The sequence below is a fragment of the Streptomyces sp. SID5464 genome (assembly GCF_009862985.1).
GTDB classification, from domain to species: Bacteria; Actinomycetota; Actinomycetes; order Streptomycetales; family Streptomycetaceae; genus Streptomyces; species Streptomyces chartreusis_D.
In genome coordinates this window covers 1-19,394 of the sequence record NZ_WWIQ01000049.1, presented here as the reverse complement: position 1 = coordinate 19,394, position 19,394 = coordinate 1, and the positions used below count along the sequence as shown (strand labels likewise).

The 19,394-nt window shown below is 70.5% G+C and carries 17 protein-coding genes and 1 pseudogene; 8 read left to right on the top strand and 10 right to left on the bottom strand.

Translation table 11 applies throughout. The features are described 5' to 3' along the window. Window positions 1-104: 104 nt before the first annotated feature. From GTY47_RS23185 to GTY47_RS23155, 7 genes and pseudogenes are all read right to left on the bottom strand, one after another. Window positions 105-1,487: an amino acid permease gene (locus tag GTY47_RS23185; protein ID WP_010046630.1), complete on the bottom strand. Its 1,383-nt coding sequence runs from the start codon at window positions 1,485-1,487 to the stop codon at window positions 105-107. Between the two features lie 121 nt (window positions 1,488-1,608). Beyond that, on the bottom strand, window positions 1,609-2,502 hold the full coding sequence (locus GTY47_RS23180; RefSeq protein ID WP_010046628.1) for a TauD/TfdA family dioxygenase: 894 nt from the start codon (window positions 2,500-2,502) through the stop codon (window positions 1,609-1,611). A gap of 35 nt (window positions 2,503-2,537) precedes the next feature. Next, window positions 2,538-3,880, bottom strand: a pseudogene (locus GTY47_RS23175) (LLM class flavin-dependent oxidoreductase). Beyond that, window positions 3,877-4,611 (bottom strand): ABC transporter ATP-binding protein, encoded by a 735-nt coding sequence (locus GTY47_RS23170; RefSeq protein ID WP_010046627.1) that lies wholly within the window; start codon window positions 4,609-4,611, stop codon window positions 3,877-3,879. The pseudogene GTY47_RS23175 and the gene GTY47_RS23170 overlap by 4 nt, the downstream one beginning before the upstream one ends. Further along, window positions 4,587-5,441 (bottom strand): ABC transporter permease, encoded by an 855-nt coding sequence (locus GTY47_RS23165; protein WP_086012592.1) that lies wholly within the window; start codon window positions 5,439-5,441, stop codon window positions 4,587-4,589. The genes GTY47_RS23170 and GTY47_RS23165 overlap by 25 nt, the downstream gene beginning before the upstream one ends. A 5-nt stretch (window positions 5,442-5,446) precedes the next feature. After that, window positions 5,447-6,505, bottom strand: coding sequence for an ABC transporter substrate-binding protein (locus GTY47_RS23160; protein WP_010046623.1), 1,059 nt, complete (start codon window positions 6,503-6,505; stop codon window positions 5,447-5,449). Between the two features lie 231 nt (window positions 6,506-6,736). Next, window positions 6,737-7,936 carry an ROK family protein gene (locus GTY47_RS23155; RefSeq protein WP_010046621.1) on the bottom strand — a complete coding sequence of 400 codons (1,200 nt, stop codon included), beginning with the start codon at window positions 7,934-7,936 and terminating at the stop codon, window positions 6,737-6,739. Window positions 7,937-8,387: 451 nt separating this feature from the next. Between GTY47_RS23155 and GTY47_RS23150 the strand changes: the two genes are divergently transcribed. Then, complete coding sequence (locus GTY47_RS23150) at window positions 8,388-8,969, top strand: biotin transporter BioY (RefSeq protein ID WP_010046620.1); 582 nt, start codon at window positions 8,388-8,390, stop codon at window positions 8,967-8,969. 108 nt (window positions 8,970-9,077) lie between these two features. Here the strand turns inward: GTY47_RS23150 and GTY47_RS23145 are convergent, their stop codons facing one another. Then, complete coding sequence (locus GTY47_RS23145) at window positions 9,078-9,803, bottom strand: LPXTG cell wall anchor domain-containing protein (protein WP_029181639.1); 726 nt, start codon at window positions 9,801-9,803, stop codon at window positions 9,078-9,080. Between the two features lie 204 nt (window positions 9,804-10,007). On the opposite strand from GTY47_RS23145, the gene GTY47_RS23140 reads away from it, so the two are divergent. Beyond that, the gene (locus tag GTY47_RS23140; RefSeq protein WP_078602960.1) at window positions 10,008-12,017 is read left to right on the top strand and encodes a protein kinase; all 2,010 of its coding nucleotides are present in this window, start codon (window positions 10,008-10,010) and stop codon (window positions 12,015-12,017) included. 57 nt (window positions 12,018-12,074) lie between these two features. Here the strand turns inward: GTY47_RS23140 and GTY47_RS23135 are convergent, their stop codons facing one another. Continuing rightward, complete coding sequence (locus GTY47_RS23135) at window positions 12,075-13,583, bottom strand: amino acid permease (RefSeq protein WP_010046612.1); 1,509 nt, start codon at window positions 13,581-13,583, stop codon at window positions 12,075-12,077. Window positions 13,584-13,859: 276 nt separating this feature from the next. On the opposite strand from GTY47_RS23135, the gene GTY47_RS23130 reads away from it, so the two are divergent. After that, complete coding sequence (locus GTY47_RS23130) at window positions 13,860-14,345, top strand: ribose-5-phosphate isomerase (protein WP_010046610.1); 486 nt, start codon at window positions 13,860-13,862, stop codon at window positions 14,343-14,345. 235 nt (window positions 14,346-14,580) lie between these two features. After that, window positions 14,581-15,390 carry a DNA-formamidopyrimidine glycosylase family protein gene (locus tag GTY47_RS23125; protein WP_010046608.1) on the top strand — a complete coding sequence of 270 codons (810 nt, stop codon included), beginning with the start codon at window positions 14,581-14,583 and terminating at the stop codon, window positions 15,388-15,390. A gap of 34 nt (window positions 15,391-15,424) precedes the next feature. Here GTY47_RS23125 and GTY47_RS23120 read toward each other — a convergent pair whose 3' ends face one another. Next, a complete protein-coding gene (locus GTY47_RS23120) occupies window positions 15,425-16,681 on the bottom strand; it encodes a GNAT family N-acetyltransferase (RefSeq protein ID WP_010046606.1) in 1,257 nt (418 codons plus the stop codon). 162 nt (window positions 16,682-16,843) lie between these two features. Between GTY47_RS23120 and GTY47_RS23115 the strand changes: the two genes are divergently transcribed. The 4 genes from GTY47_RS23115 to GTY47_RS23100 all read left to right on the top strand — a co-directional run bounded on the left by GTY47_RS23115 (window position 16,844) and on the right by GTY47_RS23100 (window position 19,368). Further along, on the top strand, window positions 16,844-18,022 hold the full coding sequence (locus tag GTY47_RS23115; protein WP_010046602.1) for a PP2C family protein-serine/threonine phosphatase: 1,179 nt from the start codon (window positions 16,844-16,846) through the stop codon (window positions 18,020-18,022). 172 nt (window positions 18,023-18,194) lie between these two features. Then, on the top strand, window positions 18,195-18,521 hold the full coding sequence (locus GTY47_RS23110) for a hypothetical protein (protein ID WP_010046599.1): 327 nt from the start codon (window positions 18,195-18,197) through the stop codon (window positions 18,519-18,521). 80 nt (window positions 18,522-18,601) lie between these two features. Continuing rightward, window positions 18,602-18,916, top strand: coding sequence for a pore-forming ESAT-6 family protein (locus GTY47_RS23105; protein ID WP_010046596.1), 315 nt, complete (start codon window positions 18,602-18,604; stop codon window positions 18,914-18,916). Window positions 18,917-18,981: 65 nt separating this feature from the next. Further along, window positions 18,982-19,368, top strand: a complete 387-nt coding sequence (locus GTY47_RS23100) for a DUF6507 family protein (protein WP_029181637.1) — start codon at window positions 18,982-18,984, stop codon at window positions 19,366-19,368. The last annotated feature ends 26 nt before the right edge of the window (window positions 19,369-19,394 follow it).

Sequence of the window (19,394 nt, the reverse complement as noted above, 5' to 3'; positions counted from 1 at the left end):
TGCAAGTGACTTGCAACTGCACGCTAGCAGCAGGAGGGCGGCGGCGGGTGCCCAGGGCACACAAAAGGCCCCCGCGTGTGTCGCGGGGGCCTCGGTGCCGGGGGCTACTTTCGGGCGCGCGCCTTCTGCCAGGCGTAGCCGACGGCCGCCAGGGCCAGCGTCATCCCGCCCGTCGAGTACAACTGCACCCGGGTGTCGGGCTGGCGGGCCATCAGGACGAACACGGCGGCCATGCCCGCCAGCGCGATCCACGTCAGCCACGGGAACGCCCACATCCGCACGACCAGCTTCTCCGGCGTCTCCCGCTCCAGACGCCGCCGCAGCCGCAGTTGCGAGACGGCGATGAAGATCCAGACGACCAGGATCACCGCGCCGATCATGTTCAGCAGCCAGGAGAAGACGTCGTTCGGCCGCCAGTAGCTCAGCAGCACGCACAGGAAGCCGAAGACGGAGGAGGCGAGAACGGCGATCCGCGGGACCCCGCCCGAGACCCGGCCCAGCACCTTCGGGCCCTGGCCGCGGTCCACCAGCGAGTAGGCGATGCGGGAGGCGCCGTAGATGTTGGCGTTCATGGCGGACAGCAGGGCCACCAGCACGACCACGTTCATCAGCTGGCCGGCGCCCGGGATGCCGAGTTCGTCGAGGGCGGCGACGTACGGGCCCTTCTCGACGACCTCCTTGGAGTCCCAGGGGACCAGGGTGACGATGACGGCCATCGAGCCGACGTAGAACAGCGCGATCCGCCACATCGCCGTACGCACCGCGCTCGCCACGCCCTTGACCGGGTTCTCCGACTCGGCCGCCGCGATGGTGACCGTCTCCAGGCCGCCGTAGGCGAAGACCGACGCGAGCAGGCCGATGACCAGGCCCTCGCCGCCGTTGGGCAGGAAGTCGGTGAGGTTGCCCGCGCCCGGGGAGTCCGTGCCGGGCAGGATCCCGAGGATCGCCAGGACGCCGAGTGCCAGGAACAGGGTGATCGCGCCGACCTTCAGGGCCGCGAACCAGAACTCGAACTCGCCGAAGTTCTTCACTGCCGCGAGGTTCGTGCCGCAGAAGACGACCATGAACAGCGCCACCCACGCCCACTCCGGCGTGCCCGGCAGCCAGCCGCTGACGATCTTCGCGGCGCCGATGCCCTCCAGGCCGACGGCCGTGCACAGGAGCACCCAGAAGGACCATCCGGCGGTGAATCCGGCCCAGGGGCCGATCGCCCGCTCCGCGTGCGCCGAGAACGAACCCGACGACGGATACGCGGCCGACATCTCGCCGAGCATCCGCATCACCAGCATCACGAGGAGACCGGAGAGGGCGTAGGCGACCACGATCGACGGACCGGCGGCGGCGATGCCCGCGCCGGAACCGACGAACAGACCGGCGCCGATCACGCCGCCCAGGGCGATCATCGACAGGTGGCGTTGCTTCAGGCCATGGGAGAGGGAGACGTCGTCCCTGCTGGGCGACGTCTCCGTGGTGCTGCTGCTGGGCATGGGCGCGGCTCGTCCAATGCGTGAGAGGCGTGCGAGGGCAAAAACGCCGCCAGTCTCGGATGCCTCCCCGGGGAAACGGAGAGGCATCCCACGATCCGGACGGTCGCGTCGCTGCGCGTGACTACGCGGCGACCGGAGTGTAGTGCGAGGCGTCACCCTCGACGACGTAGCTCTCCTTGCCCTCGATCCCGACCGGGATGTCCCCGGCGACCGTCACCCGGTGCAGTCGGCGCGGCAGGCCGTCGTAGTTGTCGACGGCGTAGTGCTGGGTGATGCGGTTGTCGAACAGGACGAGCTGGTTCGGCGACCAGCGGTGGCGCAGGACGTTCTCCGGCCGGGTGACGTACGCCTGGAGCAGGTCGAGGATCTTGCGGGACTCGCCGGCCGACAGGCCCACGATCCGCTGCGCGAAGCCGCCGATGAACAGGCCCCGCTCCCCGGTCAGCGGGTGGACGCGGACCACCGGGTGGACCGTGCGGTACTTGATCGAGGTGAACTGGGCGCGCCGGGCGGCCTGGTGCTCGTCGACGTCCTCGTCCGGGACGGCGTAGTCGTAGTCGTTGGTGTGCTCGGCCCACAGCGTGTCGGCGAGGCTGCGCAGCGGCTCGGGCAGGTTGCGGTACGCGGCGGCCGAGCTCGCGATCAGCGTTTCGCCGCCGTACGGCGGGATCGTGATGCTGCGCAGGGTGCTGGCCTGCGGCGGGTTGAGGATGAAAGTGACGTCGGTGTGCCAGTTGTTGGCGGCCCGGCCCTGCTCGCTGTCGACGGGCAGGACGTTCGGGGCGCCGTCGACGGCGGACACCGTCGGATGGGCGGTGGTGATGTCGCCGAAGTGGCGGGCGAAGGCCTGCTGACCGGCGTCGTCCAGGCCCTCGGCGTCGAAGACGAGCGCCTTGTGGGCGTTGAGCGCCTCCCGCAGGGTGGCGTAGGTGTCCTGGTCGAGGGGCCGGGTGATGTCGACGCCCTCGACACGGGCGCCGATGTTCGCGGTGACCTTGTGGATCTCGATGGTCATGACGGGGTTCCTTCCGGGCGGATGAGTGAGACGGGTCAGACGAGAGCCGGGGCGGGGACGTGCTGGTTGGCGGGGCGCGGGAGGCCGTACCGCTCCCGCAGGGTGCGGCGGCTGCCGTAATCGGTGCGGAGCAGGCCGCGGGCGCGCAGGATCGGGACGACGTGGTCGACGAAGGCCTCCAGGCCGGACGGCAGCACCGCGGGCATGATGTTGAAGCCGTCCGCGGCGCCCGAGCCGAACCACAGCTCGATGGTGTCGGCGACCTGCTCGGGCGTCCCGGCGAAGGTGAGGTGCCCGCGCCCGCCGCCGAGCCGCCCGATCAGCTGCCGCACGGTGAGCCGCTCACGCCGGGCCAGCTCGACGATGAGCGTGTAGCGGCTCCTGGCGCCCTCGATGGCGCTCTCCGGCGGCAGGTCGGCGGGGAGCGGACCGTCCAGCTCCAGCGTCCCCGCGGGCAGTTGCAGCAGCCGCTCCAGGCGGTCCACGCCGTGCGCGGGCACGATGTGGTCCTCCAGGACCCGCTCGTTCGCCCGGGCCTCGGCCTCCGTCGAGCCGATCACCGGGACGATGCCGGGCAGCACCTTGATGTGGTCGGCGTCCCGCCCGGCCGCGACCGTCCGGGACTTGAGGTCGGCGTAGAAGGCCCGTGCGTCCTCGATGGTCTGCTGGGCGGTGAACACCGCCTCGGCGTACCGCGCGGCGAACCGCTTGCCGTCCCCGGAGGAGCCGGCCTGCACCAGCAGCGGGTAACCCTGGGGCGTGCGGGGCACGTTGAGTGCCCCCTCGACGCTGAAGTAGCGGCCCTTGTGCCGGGGCGGGTGGATCTTCGCGTCGTCGCCCCACACCCCCGCCGCCTTGTCGGCGACGATCGCGTCGTCCTCCAACAGCTGTCCCACAGCTTCAGCGCCACGTCGAGGAACTCGGCGGCCCGCGCGTACCGCTCGGCGTGCGCCGGCTCGGCGTCCAGACCGAAGTTCCGGGCGGCCTCGGCACCGGCGGTGGTGACGATGTTCCAGCCCGCCCGGCCACCGCTGAGGTGGTCCAGCGTGGCGAACTTGCGGGCCAGGTTGTACGGCGAGTTGTACGAGGTGGAGGCCGTGGCGATCAGGCCGATGTGCTCGGTGGCCGTCGCCAGCGCGGTCAGCAGTGTGATCGGCTCCAGTGCCCCGGCGGGCCGCTGGGCCACGCTGCCCCACAGCTGCGGTCCGTCGGCGAGGAACAGCGAGTCGAAGGTGCCGTGCTCGGCGATCCGGGCGAGCCGCACGTAGTGCGCCAGGTCCACGTGCGCGTACGGGTCGCTCTCCGGCAGCCGCCACGACGCCTCGTGGTGGCCGGTGTTCATCAGGAACGCGTTGAGGTGCAGCTGTCCGCGGGTCATCGATGGTCCTCCGTGACACCGAGCGCGGCCAGCAGCCGCTCCCGGTACTCGCCGAGCAGGGGGTCGCGGTACGACCGCGGGTGCGTGCGGTCGATGGTGAGGTCGAGGCCGATCCGGCCCCGGTCGAGGACGAGCACCCGGTCGGCGAGCACGATCGCCTCGTCCACGTCATGGGTGACCAGCAGCACGGACGGCCGGTGGCGCTCCCACAGCTCCCTGAGCAGGCCGTGCATCCGGATCCGGGTGAGTGCGTCCAGCGCCCCGAACGGCTCGTCGGCGAGCAGCAGTTCCGGCTCGCGCACCAGGGACCGGGCGAGGGCGGCGCGCTGGGCCTCCCCGCCCGACAGCTGGCCCGGCCAGGCCCGCTCGCGGCCCTTCAGCCCCACCTCTTCCAGGGCCTCACGGCCTTTCCGGCCGGCGTCCTTGCCCTCCGCGCCGAGCAGCACGTTGTCGAGGACCCGCCGCCAGGGCAGCAGCCGGGAGTCCTGGAAGACCACCGACACCCGCTCGGGCGCGGTGAGCCGCCCGCTGCCTGCGACGCCGTGGTCGAGACCGGCGATCGCCCGCAGCAGCGTGCTCTTGCCGGAGCCGCTGTGCCCGAGCAGGGCCGTCAGCTGCCCGGCGGGCAGATCGAGGTCGATGCCGTCGAGGACCGTGCGGCCGTCGAACGACCGGGTCAGGCCCCGCAGCTGGACGGCGGGACGGGTCAGCTGCTCAGTGTGCGGCGCCATGACAGCACCCTCCGTTCGATGAGACGGACCGCGCTGTCGGAGATCAGGCCGAAGACGCCGTAGACGACCAGGCCGACGAGGATGACGTCCGTCTGGCCGTAGTTCTGCGCCTGGAACATCATGTAGCCGAGCCCGCTGGTGGCGTTGATCTGCTCCAGCACCACCAGGCCCAGCCAGGACCCGGTCACGCCGAGCCGCAGCCCGACGAAGAACCCGGGCAGGGCGCCGGGGATGACGACCTGCCGGACGAACCGGAGCTTGGACAGGCCCTGCACCTCGGCCAGTTCGACGAACCGGCTGTCGATGCCGGACAGCGCGGCATGCGTGTTGAGGTAGACCGGGATGTAGACGACGATCGCGATGATGGCGATCTTGAAGGTCTCGCCGATGCCCAGCCAGAGGATGAACAGCGGGATCAGACCCAGCGTCGGGATGGCCCGGTTGAGGTTGACCGTCCCGTCGATCAGCGCCTCGCCGGTCCGGGTGAGCCCGGACGCCAGGGCGAGCAGGATCCCCGCGGTCAGGCCGATCGCGAAGCCGCCGGCCGCCCGCTGCAGCGAGGTCAGGATGTCGTCCGGCAGCGTGCCCGCGCTCCACAGGCGGGTGCCCGTCTCCAGCACCGTCCAGGGGGCCGGTATCGCGCCCGTGTCGAGCAGTCCGGCGGCGGAGGCGACGACCCACACCGCGAGGACGACGGCGGGCCCGACGAGCCGGGCGGCGGGCAGCCGCTTTCCGGGGGCCAGCCGCCGGCGCCTGCGCACCTGGTGCGCCTCCTGCACCGGGGCGAGGGGTGCCGCGGCGGTCGTGGTCGTGTGCGTCGTCGTGGTCACGGCGGTCACCTCCGGTACTCCGCGGGTACGGCCGCCGCCGCGATGGACTCGAATCGGTGGTCGAACAGCCCCGACACGTCGAACTTCTTCACGAAGCCGCCCTCCGCGAGCAGATCGGCGGTCTCCTGCTCCCACTCGATCGCCTCGTCCCAGCGCGGCGGGAACAGCGGCTTGTTGGCCAGCGCGGTGACCGCCTTCGCCTGGGCGAGGGTCAGGTTCTGCGTGCCGACGTAGAACTGCTCGTTCCACTCGTCGGGGTGTTCGTACGTCCACACCTGGGCCTTCGCCCAGTACGGGATGTACGAGGCGATCGCGGCGGCCTTCGCCTTGTCGTTCAGCACCGAGACCGGCGCCCACAGCAGGTTGAGCAGGTCCACCACGTCCGTCTTGATGGTGCGGGCGGACTTGTACTGCGCCAGGTAGGCGGGCGCCTGGGTGTTGGCGAGCGGTGCGACGTCCACCTGGCCGGACTGCAGGGCCGTGAGGAACTGGTTGCTGGTCAGCGGCACCAGCTCCACGTCGTCGTACGCCAGCCCGGCCTTCTTCAGTGCCCGCAGCAGGACGACGCCCTGGGCCTGCCCCTGCGAGAAGGCCAGCCGCTTGCCCTGGAAGTCGGCGACCGCGCGGATGTCGCTGCCGGGCTTGGTGGCGAAGAGGTAGTTGGGCTTGCGGGTGATGTTGATCGCGACGATCTTCGCGTCGAAGCCCTGGTAGTGCGCCTGGATCGGCGGGATGCCCGCGTTGTTGGCGACCTCCAGCGACTTCGCGCGGAAGGCGTTGATGACGTCGGGGCCCGCGCCGATGTTCAGCCAGTCGGACACCTTGAACGGCAGGTCGTGGAACCCGGCCAGTTCGAACTGCAGTTGCTGTGCGTTCTGGTAGGAGGCGATCTTCAGGCTCGTACCGGCGGGCACCTCGGTGGCCAGGGGAGCGTCGGAGGCCGTCTCGCCGGCCGCGGCGCTGCTGTCCGCGCAGCCGCTCAGTCCGGCCGCCGCGGCCGTCACGCCGAGCAGTGAGGTCAGGAACAGACGCCGGTCGAAACCGGAAACGGTGGGCGAGGGCATGGGAGGACTCCCTGGGTATGGAAGAGGGCACAGCGCACGGAATTCCGGCCAGGAGAAAGCCGGGCAGGGAATTCACGCGAATGTCACACGGGAAGGAGAAGGCGCTCCGTGTGCGGGCGCCGGGGGCGCGTCAACGGGTCAGCAACAGAGGGTGCGACAGCTCGTGAACGGGCTCATGAACAGGATGTTCCTGGTCGGCGGTCGGACCTGTCAACATTCCGAATTTCTGAATTAAATAGCCTCAGGTGACGCGGCCAGCGGATCTCGATAGAGCACGTCGAGCGCCACCGCGCCGCCCGCCACGGCCAGCACGGAATCCGGGAAACTGATCGGCGTGACGGTCGCGGCACGGTCGGATCCGAGCTCTTCCCGCAACGCGCCCAGACAGTCCTCCCGGTGCATGATCCCGATCTCCGTCACGACCACGCGCTCCGGATTGAGCACATCGAGCAGCAGACCCACCGCACGCCCGGCCCGCCGCGACCGCTCCACCAGGAGGCGTACGGCCACCGGGTCACCGGTCGCCGCCGCACCGACCACGTGCATCGGGTTCACCCCGTCGACGATCCCCGCCTCACGGGCCCGCCGGCACAGGGTCCGCTCGCTCAACTCGGCCTGGAGGCAGCCCACTCGTCCGCAGTCGCAGGGCTCCGTACCGCCCGGCACCGGCAGATGGGCGATGGCCCCGGCCTGGGAGCGCGGCCCGTGGTGCACCTCGTCGTTGGTGGCGAACGCCGCGTCGACCACGTTGCCCGCGAACAGGTGCAGCACACTGCGGCTGCCCCGTGCCCCGCCGAACAGGCGCTCCGCGTTGACCAGCGCCCGCGCGTGCCCGTCCACATGGACCGGCAGCCCGGTGTGCGCACCGAGCAGCTCCCGCACCGGCACCTCGCGCCAGCCCAGCAGCGGATGCTCGGCGACGGTGCCCGAGTCCCGGTCCACCCAGCCGCCCGCCGCGAAACCGACGCCCAGCGGCCTGGTGCCGGGCGCCGCGTAGAGCAACGCCTCCAGCCCTTCCGCGGCCCGGGCCAGCACCTGCGCCGGCTCGGTGCCTTGGTGCTTCACCTCGTGCCGGGCCACCACCCGCCCGCGCAGATCCAGCAGCGCGACCGTGGTGAACGGCACCGCCACGTGCACTGAGCCGACCACGAACCGGGAGTCGTCCAGATCGACCGGCAGATGCGGCCGCCCCACGCCCTTGGAGCGTTGGAGCACGGCGGACTCGCGGATGAGCCCCAACTCGGTGAACCGGGCGCAGTAGTCGGTCACCGACGCCGGCGACAGACCGGTCAGCCGGGCGATGGTGCTGCGCGCGACCGGTCCGTGCTCCAGCACGGACCGCAGGACGACACTGGCGCTGGTGCGGCGCCGGTCGCTGTCGGCGACACGGGGGATGGGGGACGTCCGAAGGGGAGCCGCGGTACGGGGCATGGGAATCTTCCTGGGGCCGGTCCGACACTGCGCCGTCTCGATCGGCGGGCCGGATCCGCTCCGCCCCGCCTCACACCGGGCGGCGACAGGTGGCCGTGCCCTGGCGCCGCAGGTCGACGTAGCGACGCGACGAGAAGTACCGGGCCTGGGCAACCATGCCTGCGACGCTAGCAAAACGGTCCCGGACTGCCCAGACGGCGACCGACGGGCGAGACGGCGGGCACGCCGCCTTTGGTGGGACTCCACAGATGCCCCTCGGACCGGCTCCCGTGTCCCAGGCCACCCCATCACCGTGACTGGCATCACGACGTGCTCGGTGTAGCCCCCACCCTTTGTGCGGAGCCGACCAACAGCCGGTTCACGCCTTTGTCGAGCACTGACGGTGATCAGGGCGAGCACGCTGGGATAGCGTCACGGTGTCCCGACCGGCCCTCACCCTCGCGGAGTCCCCATGAGCACCGCTGCCGCCACACCCGTCCGCACCGGACAGGTCCTCGCCGACCTGCTCCCCGCCTCCCGTGTCCGGGACGCGGCCCTCGTGCTCGGCGGCGCCGCGCTCACCGGCCTCGCCGCACAGGTCTCGGTGCCCGTGCCCGGTTCCCCGGTGCCGGTGACCGGCCAGACCTTCGCCGCGCTGCTCGTCGGCACGTCCCTCGGTGCCGGCCGCGGCTTCCTCGCGCTGGCGCTGTACGCCGTGGCCGGCCTCGCCGGCGTGCCGTGGTTCGCGTCCGGCACCTCCGGCGTCGCGCCGTCCTTCGGCTACATCCTCGGCATGATCCTGGCCTCCACCGTGGTGGGCGCCCTGGCCCGCCGTGGCGCCGACCGCTCGATGCTGCGCATGGCCGGCACGATGCTCGTGGGCGAGGCCATCATCTACGCCGTCGGTGTGCCCTACCTGGCCCTCGCCACCGGCATGTCCGCCACCGCCGCGATCGCGGCCGGCCTCACGCCGTTCCTGATCGGCGACGCCCTGAAGGCGGCGCTGGCGATGGGCGTACTGCCGACCGCCTGGAAGTTCGCGAACAAGAGCTGACCTCAGGCATCGAACAAGAGCTGATCTGAGCAGTACCGAGAGGCCCGCCGGGACCCGATGTCCCCGGCGGGCCTCTCCGCGTGCGCAACGGCGCGGCAGGGGGCCCATTCAGCCCTCCTGACCCCCCGGCCGCCGCCGCTGGGACCACCACATCCCGGCCGCGCCCGCCGCGAGCAACGACGCACCGGCCGCTCCCAGCGGCAGCAGATCACGGGCCGGACCGGTCTTCGGCAGCTCCTTGCCGCCCGGGCCCGCCGGCTCGTTGTCGGTGCCGAGCAGCAGCGGCGTGGCCGGGGCGTCCGGCGACGGGTTGCTCGTGCCGAACGGCACCGGCCCCTGCTGCCAGAAGGTCTTCTTCCCGTCGCTCGTCTGCACCGGCAGGCAGATCTTCCCGGTCTTGCCGAGGTCGAACGTCGCATCCACGGCGTACGACTTCGACCGACCGGCCGCGAGATTGTCGATGGGGCAGCTGAAACCGCTGTTCGAACCCTCCGGAAGATTGTTCTCGGCCAGCGCGGAACACCCCTGGACGTTCTTGACGACAAGCCCGTCGAAACCCACGACCAATAGCTGGATCTTCCCGCTGTCCTGGTTTCCCTCGTTCTTCACCGTGGCGGTAAGCGCTGTCCTTTCCGAGTCGTTGTCGACCGAGATCTTCTCGGGCAGCCGCGTGGTCAGCTTCACCCCCGCCGGTGCCTCGTCAACGACCTTTCCCCCCTTGCTGCTCGCGGGCCCTTCGTCTTCCGCGCCGGCCGTTCCGGAAAGGATCAGCACCGCCGAGAAGGATGCTGCTACCAGCGATCCCGCGACCACCGCCGTGCGACGAGAACTCATGTTCGCCCCCCTTTGCGTCCCCCTGGACTGCCCTGGACTGCACCAGAATTCGCAGTACTGAAAGAGCTACCACAAGATTTCCCGGCACTATCCTGGTACGGCACGAAGTGTGACCGTTGTGTTTCACTGGAGTCGGTCGCGGCGTCGTGGAGGGGGTGCAGCGGATTGCCGGGGAATGCGAACATCGGCGGTGTTCCAGGGATATTGGTGACGGGGCGCTATCGGCTGGTCGAAAGTATCGGTCAGGGGGGAATGGGGCGGGTGTGGCGAGCCGCCGATGAAATACTCGACCGGCAGGTCGCCGTCAAGGAAATGCGTATCGACGGCCTCGACGCGGAGGACAGCAGGACGCGCCGCGAACGCACCCTGCGCGAGGCCAGGGCCACGGCCCGGATCGACCATCCCAACGTCGTACGGGTCTACGACGTGGTCGACGAAGGCGAACGCCTGTGGATCGTCATGGAGTTGGTCGCGGGCCGCTCCCTCGAACGGATCCTCGCGGAGGAGGGCCCACTGGGCCCCCGCGACACGGCCCGGATCGGGCTCGGACTGGTCGCGGCGCTACGGCAGGTCCACGCGCGGGGAGTACTGCACCGGGACATCAAGCCGGGCAACGTGCTGGTGGAGAACGGGAGCGGGCCGGCCGGACCGGCACGCGGCACCGCCGAGTGGCGCGTCGTCCTCACGGACTTCGGCATCGCCGCGATCCAGGACGCCAAGGCGCTCACCATGGTCGGCATGCTGGTCGGCTCGCCCGACTACATGGCCCCCGAGCGCATCTCCGGCCGCCCGCAGGGCCCGCCGTCCGACGTCTGGTCCCTCGGCGCGACCCTCTGCGCGGCCCTGGGCGGCCGTTCCCCCTTCGCCCGCGACACCACGCTGGCGACCCTGCACGCGGTCCTGTACGAGGAGCCCGAACTCCCCGCCGCGTCCGGTCCGTTGCGCGACATCCTGACGTCCCTGCTGGAGAAGGACCCGGCGGTCCGCCCGGGCCTGGAGGAACTGGAAGCGGCCTTGGAACCGGTCGCGTTCCCGGCGCCGACGCCTACGGTGTCGGTGGGAGCGGGTCCGGAACGGCGGGAGCGGACGAGGGAGTTGCAGGAGCCGCCGGAGCCGGACCCGGACCCGGACCCGGGCCCGGAGCCGTCGGACGCGGAGCCGGTGTCGGATTCGGCCCCCGCTCAGGATCCTGCCGCGATGCCGGGCCGACAGCCGGAAACCGAGCCCGATCCGAAACCGGAACCACACAAGCACCCTGAGCCGGACGAAAACCCCGCCCCGGAACCGGACCCACGGACATCGGCCCCGTCCTCACCCCCGCCGCGCGGGCGGCCAACTCCAAGGGACCCCCGTCACCCCGCGCCCACACCCACGGCGAAGACCCAGCCGGACAAGGCCGGTCGGCCAACCCCCGCCGTCACCACCACCACCCCTGCGCCCCACGCCACCACGACCACTCCCCGCCCGGCCCCCGTCTCCCTCACCCGGGCGCAGGCGGCGACGGAGTGCCGCCCCCGCCCCGCCCCGGCCCCCACCGCGATGCCACCGGGCGAACTCCCCGGCCCCGCCACACCGGCCGCGGCCCGCCCCCGCGCCGGCCACCGCCGTACGATGCTCGCCGCAGCGGCGGCCACGGTCGCGACGGTCGGTGCCGTCGTGGGCATCGTGCTGGCGACGTCGTCCGGCTCATCGGGCGACGACGCCCCCCGCGCAGGCTCCTCGGCCTCCGCCCCACCCACCACAGCCCCCGCCCCCGACTCCACCGTAGAAGGCACATCCAGGCCGCAGAGCCTGCCACCGGGCGCGCACCGGGAGGCCGGAGGATTCGCCTGGGCGACGCCCGACGGCTGGCGGCGCGACGTGAAGACCGGCGCGGAGGTGCACTACACCTCCCCGGACGGCACGCAGGAACTGGTCGGCAAGTCGTCCCTGGCCCGCGGTGACCTGCTGGAGACGTGGCGGACCTCGGAGCGCAACGCCCACCAGGGCGAGGACTACCGCAAGGTCCGACTGGAGGAGACGACGTTCCGCGGCCACCCGGCGGTGGTCTGGGAGTACACGTTCACGCTGAAGGGCGTCCACTGGCACGCCCGCCTGCTCGGCTTCAACGTGGACGGCAAGTCGTACCAGGTCAACACCTGGTACGACTCCGGCATCGAACCGGAGGCCCTCCGCACGTACGAGAAGGTCAAGGACAGCTTCACGGTGCTGTAGGCAACGGAAAAGGGCCCCCGTTCACCCTGAACGGGGGCACCTCACCGGAAGGGCCGGTCAGCCGGCCGAGACCTCGTCCCGCCGGTCGTCCTGCGCCTGGGCCTGCGAGTCCGCCTGCGCGGCTGCTGCGGCGGCCCGCCGTCCCCCGAGGACCTTCTCCTTCACGAAGGCGACGACGAGGACGAGCGCCGCGACGAGCAGCGACAGCAACATGGTCTCGCGTCCGTCGTGTTCGGTGTCGGTGAGCATGTAACCGAGGATGAACACGATCAGGGCGGCCGTCGCCCAGGTCAGGTACGGGTACAGCCACATCTTCACGACGAGCTTCTCCGGCGCCTCGGCCTGGATGATCTTCCGCATCCGCAGCTGGGAGAAGCAGATCACCAGCCACACGAACAGGGCGACCGCGCCGCTGGAGTTCACGAGGAAGAGGAAGACGGAGTCCGGGAACTTGTAGTTGAAGAACACGGCGACGAAGCCGAAGGCGACGGACGCGAGGATCGCCGTCCGCGGCACGCCGTTGGCGGTCGTGCGGGCGAAGGACTTCGGCGCGTCGCCGCGCTGGCCGAGCGAGAAGGCCATGCGGGAAGCGGTGTAGAGGCCGGAGTTGAGACAGGACAGCACCGAGGTCAGCACGATGAAGTTCATGATCTGGCCGGCGTGCGGAATGCCGAGGGAGTCGAGCGCGGCGACGTACGAGCCGTCCTTGGTGATGGACTTGCTGTCCCACGGCAGCAGGGACACCACGACGAAGATCGAGCCGAGGTAGAAGACGGCGACGCGCCAGATGATGCTGTTGGTGGCCTTGGTGACGGCCTGCCGCGGGTTCTCGGACTCGCCGGCGGCCAGGGTGGCGATCTCGCTGCCCATGAAGGAGAAGACGACGAGCAGCACACCGGTGAGGATCGCCCCGGCACCGTGGGGCAGGAAGCCCCCGTGCTCGGTGAGGTTGCTCAGCCCGGCCTGCTCACTGTCCACGCCCGGCAGGAGCCCGAAGACGGCCAGACCGCCGATGACGATGAACGCGGCGATCGCGACCACCTTGATCCCGGCGAACCAGAACTCGAACTCTCCGTACGACCCGACGGAGACGAGGTTGGTGGCGGTGAGCACCAGCATCACGATCAGGGCCCAGGCCCACTGCGGCACGGCCGGTATCCACCCCTCCAGGATCACCGCACCGGCGGTCGCCTCGACCGCCAGCACGACCACCCAGAAGAACCAGTACAGCCAGCCGATGGAGAAACCGGCCCAGGACCCGAGCGCCCGGTCGGCGTGCGCGGAGAAGGAACCGGAGGTCGGGTTGGCGGCCGACATCTCACCGAGCATCCGCATCACCAGCACGACGAGCGTGCCGACGAGGGCGTACGACAGCAGGATGCCGGGCCCGGCGGTGGCGATACCGGAGCTGGACCCGACGAACAGGCCCGCCCCGATGACGCCACCGATGGCGATCATCGACAGATGCCTGCTCTTGAGCCCGGCCTGGAGCCCGGAGCCGTCACCGGGGTCGCCGGGCCCTCCGGGTTCGTGTCCTGTCGTCTTGAGAGTCGGCTGCGAGGTCATGGAACGGATTTCCTTTGCGCCGGGGAGCTGTTTTCCGTACGGACCGCCGGAGCTGCACGAACGGGGTGTGTCGCGGCACGGCGGCGTACAGGGGCTCATACGAGCGGTGTACGAGCCGGTCCAGTGAATCGGAGGCGAACGATTAGGAGAACCTTTGAATCCAGATTGTTACTTGAGGTTTTCCTGAGCTTCCGTAATGCGCCTCACACTCACGCCAAGTTTTCATGAGCGCCACCCCGCGCGCCTTCCCCGAAACACCCGTGTCACACTCGACCCATGCGCGTGTACCTCGGCTCGGACCATGCGGGCTACGAACTCAAGAACCACCTCGTCGAGTGGCTGAAGGCGGCGGGTCACGACCCCGTCGACTGCGGCCCGCACATCTACGACGCCCAGGACGACTACCCGCCGTTCTGCCTCCGCGCCGCGGAGCGGACGGCCGCGGACACCGGCGCCCTCGGCATCGTCATCGGCGGCTCCGGCAACGGTGAGCAGATCGCCGCGAACAAGGTCAAGGGCGTCCGCGCGGCCCTCGCCTGGAGCGAGGAGACGGCGGCCCTCGGCCGCCAGCACAACAACGCCAACGTCATCGCCGTGGGCGCGCGCATGCACTCGCAGGACGAGGCGACGGCTTTCGTCGAGACGTTCCTCAACACGCCGTTCTCCGGTGACGAACGTCACATCCGCCGAATCGACATGCTCAACGCATACGAGTCAACGGGCGACCTCCCTCCCATCCCGCCCCACCACCCCCAGCAGTAGGCCCCTCACGCTCCGCCAGGTGGTTGAGCTGAGCAGCGTCCAGCTCACCCGGGCCTGAATGCCGGGTCGAAGGACTCAGCCCCGTGCGGGGTGCAGGGGCGAAGCCCGCGAGGGGTGCAGGGGACGCAGTCCCCGCCGGGGTCCGGGGCGGAGCCCCGAGGCTTTTCGACTGAGCCCCTCGATGAACTGTTTCTGGCGGGCGGGTGGGCAAGGGCGACGATCACAGGAGAAACCCGTGCCGGAAGGCCACACCATCCACCGACTGGCCCACGACTACGCCACCGCCTTCCTCGGCACGACCCCCCGGATCACCAGCCCCCAGGGCAAGTTCACCGACGCCGCAGCCCTCCTCACCGGCACGGAACTCACCCACACGGAAGCCCACGGCAAACACCTCTTCCTCGGCTTCCACGCCACCGACTGGATCCACATCCACCTCGGCCTCTTCGGCAAGGTCACCTTCGCCCCCGCCCCCGCACCCCCACCCACCGACACCGTCCGCCTCCGCCTCGCGAACGACACCACCTACGTCGACCTCCGCGGCCCCACCACCTGCGCCCTCATCACACCCCCGGAGAAGCAGGCGATACACGACCGCCTGGGCCCCGACCCCCTCCGCGACGACGCCGACCCGGACACCGCGTACCGCCGCATCTCCCGCAGTCGTACGACCATCGCCGCCCTCCTCATGGACCAGAAGGTCATCGCCGGCGTGGGAAACGTCTACCGCGCGGAGGTCCTCTTCCGGCACCGCATCGACCCGTACCGCCCCGGCAAGGACATCACCCCGCCCGAGTGGCACGCGATCTGGACCGACCTGGTCGAGCTCATGCACGAGGGCGTCCGCAACAACCGCATCGACACGGTCCGCCCGGAACACACCCCGGAGGCGATGGGCCGCCCACCCCGAGTGGACGACCACGGCGGCGAGGTGTACGTCTACCGCAGGGCCAACCAGCCCTGCCACCTCTGCGGCGGCGAGATCCGCACCGCCGACCTCGCCGCCCGCAACCTCTTCTGGTGCCCGACCTGCCAACGCCCTTGACCACCGCGGCGGCCCCAGAAGACCGACCCCACCCTCAGAAACTGTGCGGCAACCACGGCGCCACCACCCCGCTGCCGAACCCCAGTGACGCCTCCGCCAGCGCCCCCCGCCGCACCTCCCGCACACGCCCCGCCGCCCCCAACGCCCCGAGGCTCACCCCACCGAGATACGCCGCCCCCAACTCCCGTACGGACAACGCGACATCCGCCGCATCCGCCGTACGCACACAGGACGCCCCCTTCGCATCCCCGCTGAGCCGCCAGCGCCCGGCGTTCCAGGGACAGAACGCGTCCTCCACCTCGAACACCACATCCACCGGCGCCTGATACGTCCGCGCCTCCAGAGCGGCCCCGACGTCCACCAGCCGTACGTACAGCGAATCCCGCACGCGCGGCCGGCACCGCCGTATGTCGGACACCATGTACTGCCACGCGTCGTCGACCGGCCGCCTCCGCATCACCAGCGTCGACGTCAGGTCCACACCGAACAGGAACCGCAACAGCGCCGCGTCCGCCGCGGGATCCAGCGCGGCCGAGTCCTCCAGAGTCACCGTGCCGTTGGCCCCGGCGTCCTCCCACCCCGGCTTGATGCGGTACCGCGCGTACCCGACCGTCTCCCCGTCCCGCTCGGCGAGGACGCACTGAAGCGGCGACGCCCCCGCCCGCTCGCTCTCCGGATCGAGTACGCCGACCCGCTCCCACCCGGGCTGCCGCGCCAGCATCCCCGGCCGTGACGGCACCAGCCGCGCGTACACCGCCTCGCACACGTCGACGACTTGGGCGGGAACGGCGTAGCGCAGGCGCACATCGTCCGTACCCGCCGGAAGCGACGACAGCCGCACCCGGTCCGTGTCGATCTCGGCGTTCAACTGAAAGGTGGCGTTGCCGTATCCGAACCGGCCGTAGATCGCCGGCTCGGAGGCCGTGAGCACGGCCAGCGGCTCACCCCAGGCGCGGACGTCGTCCAGCTGCCGCCGCATCATCGACGTCAGGACACCGCGCCGGCGGTGCGTGGCGGCCACGCTCACCATCGTCACGCCCGCCGCCGGCACCGAGGCCCCGCCGGGCACGGTGAGCCGGAAGGAGAACGCCCCCGCCGTCCCCACGCAGTCGTCCCCGTCCCAGACACCGAGCGAACGGTCGTACTCGGTCAGCGAGTCCCACAACTCCCGCTCCTCGGCGGACTCGGGCACACCGCCGAAGGCACGGATGAGGGTCTCGTACCACGTGTCCCAGTCGTCCCGCCGAAGCACCCGCGGGGTCGCCGCGGAGCCGGTCGTGTCAGTCGTCATGGCCCATGCGTACCAGTGCGGCGCGGGACGGGCGAGGGAATTTCTCCTGGGTGGCGACGGGCCGGCGCATGGTGGAGTTCACTGTGAAGTCGGCCCTCGGACGGGGGACAAGTGGGACCTCCCGTGCCAAGTGGCCGGTCCGATGGATAGGGTCCCGAACTAATGGCAGCAGGACGAGAGCGGCGCGCGGAAGCCGACACGTTCACGGCCCGGTTGAAGAAGCAGTGGCACCGGGCCCGCGTCGGCGTGCGCCGAGCCGCCGTGGACTACTTCCGCGGCGACGGCTCGGACTGGATCGCCCTGGCCGGTCTGCTCCTGATGGTTCCGGTGATCGCGGCGGCGACGCTGGCGAACTCGGTGTGGTTCTCGCCGGCCGCGCTGGTCCTGCCGGTCGTCGTGGGCGGCCTGCTGCTGCGCCCGGCGAGCCTGCTCGGCCTGTACGCGGCGGCCGCCACGGCGCTGATCGTGGAATCGGTGCGGCTCGGCCCCTACACGGAGGGCCCCTCCAGGGTCACCCCGGGTGTGGTGCTGGTGGTCGCGGCCTGTGGTTTCTTCGGGCTGCTGCTGGCCCAGTTCCGCAGCCGCGTCGGTGTGCCCTGGCGGCGCGGCGGCACCATGCTGTTCGACCTGCGTGAACGCATCCGGGTGCAGAGCAAGCTGCCCGGTCTGCCGGACGGCTGGCACCGGGAGATGGCGCTGCGCCCCGCGGGCGGCCAGTCCTTCTCGGGTGACTTCGTGGTGGCGGCGCGCACCAACGGCGGCCGTACGCTCGAGGTCGTCCTCACCGACGTCTCCGGCAAGGGCATGGACGCCGGCTCCCGCGCGCTGCTGTTGTCCGGCGCGTTCGGCGGCCTGCTCGGCTCCCTCCCACCGCACGCCTTCCTCCCGGCCGCCAACGGCTATCTGCTCCGCCAGGACTGGGACGAGGGTTTCGCGACCTCCATCCACCTGGTCCTCGACCTGGACTCCGGCGACTACGAGCTCTACTCCGCCGGCCACCCGCCCGGCCTCCAGCTCAGCGCGGGCAGTGGCCGCTGGGAGGAGAAGGCGGCCGAGGGCCCGCTCCTCGGTGTGTACGACGGCGCCCAGTTCGACCCGGTGAAGGGCTCGCTCCGCCCGGGTGACGTGCTGATGCTGTTCACGGACGGCCTGGTGGAGACCGCCGACCGGGACATCGTCGAGGGCATCGACCGCCTCACCGGCGAGGCCGACCGTTATGTGGCGGGCGGCTTCCACGGCGCCGCCTGGCACCTCATCGAGGCGGTGGCCAAGGACGTCAACGACGACCGGGCGCTGCTGCTGATCTGCCGGGATGGCTCGACGGCCGCCTCCGCCCGCTGACGTACGGACCGCCCGACCCACGGTTCGGTCATCATTGTGTGGTGCTTCTGTGACTGAACCGGACCCCGATTGCGCAGGCAACTTTCGTGTTGATAGAGATTATTGACGAGACTTGAGGGCGGCCCGGAAGTGGTCGCCGTGTTGGCCCATACGGGGGAGGCGAGTCAGGGCGATGAAGTTCGACATGGGGGCTCAGACGCTGTCGACGCTGCAGCGTGACACGCGGGGTTCGACGGACGATCTGGGTGGTCTGGTCCGGCAGTTGGTGGCGGCGGCGCAGCCGCTGGAGGGCAAGTTCAATGGTTCTGGTCGGGTGATGTTCGACCAGTTCAAGGCGCGGGCGGATCGGATCGCGTCGGACCTGAACTCCTCGCTGTCGGCGATCCTGGGCGGTCAGTCCGGGATGGACTCGGCGTTCTCCTCGGGTGACCAGGAGCAGGGTGACAACGCGCGTCAGCAGATGTCGGCGGCGAATTTCGACGCCGCGCGTTTCCGCTGAGCGCTGCAGGCGTTTGAGCGCCGCCGGCGTTTCGCCGGTGGGTTTCTGGTCGTGTTCGGTTTCTCGGGGAGTGGTGTGTGATGGCAGGCGCGGGTTCGGACCGCAGGTCGTACGACACGGGTGCGTCGGCGGACGCGCAGACGAACATCCAGGGGGTGATCGGCCGCCTGGAGTCGCTGATCACCCAGCGTGACAAGCAGGTGAAGGCGGCGATGGCCGACTTCACGGCGGACGGTGTGGCGGATGAGTACCACGGCAAGGAACAGCGGTGGAACAACGCCTCGCAAGAGGTGAAGAACATCATTCATCTGCTGAAGACGACGCTGGAGAAGAACGACGGCACGGCGCAGTCGACGATTCAGCGTGCGAAGGCGGCGGTCGACAACATCGGCTGAGCAGCCGCTGCTGTCGCTGTAGTTCTGTCAAATGGTTCGTTGAGTGTGCGTGACGGGGGTTTTCGGTGCCCGGCTGGGATCTCAAGCCGCAGGGTATTTCGCATGTGCTGCAGACGACGGGTGATGCGGCGTCGAAGCTGGAGAAGTACGCGAAGGCGTTCGGTGAGCATCTGACGTCGGCGGCGTCCAGTGCGGGCACCGTCTCCGCCGAGGGCGGCGGTGAGGGCGGCGAGAAGGCGCAGGGCGGTCTGGTGGCGCTTGCGTTGTCGCAGTTCGCGGAGCACGCGACGAAGGATCTGAAGTTCGTCGCCGCGCGGGCGGGCAAGTCGTTGCAGGGCGCGGTGGATGCCACCACGGCGTATCTGAACGGTGACGAGGAGATGGCGGCCGAGGCCCAGCGCAAGACGCTGCAGGCGCCTGCGGTGGATCTGCCGGGAGTCGGTAAGCGGTGATTCAGCCGGAGAAGATCCCGCAGTTC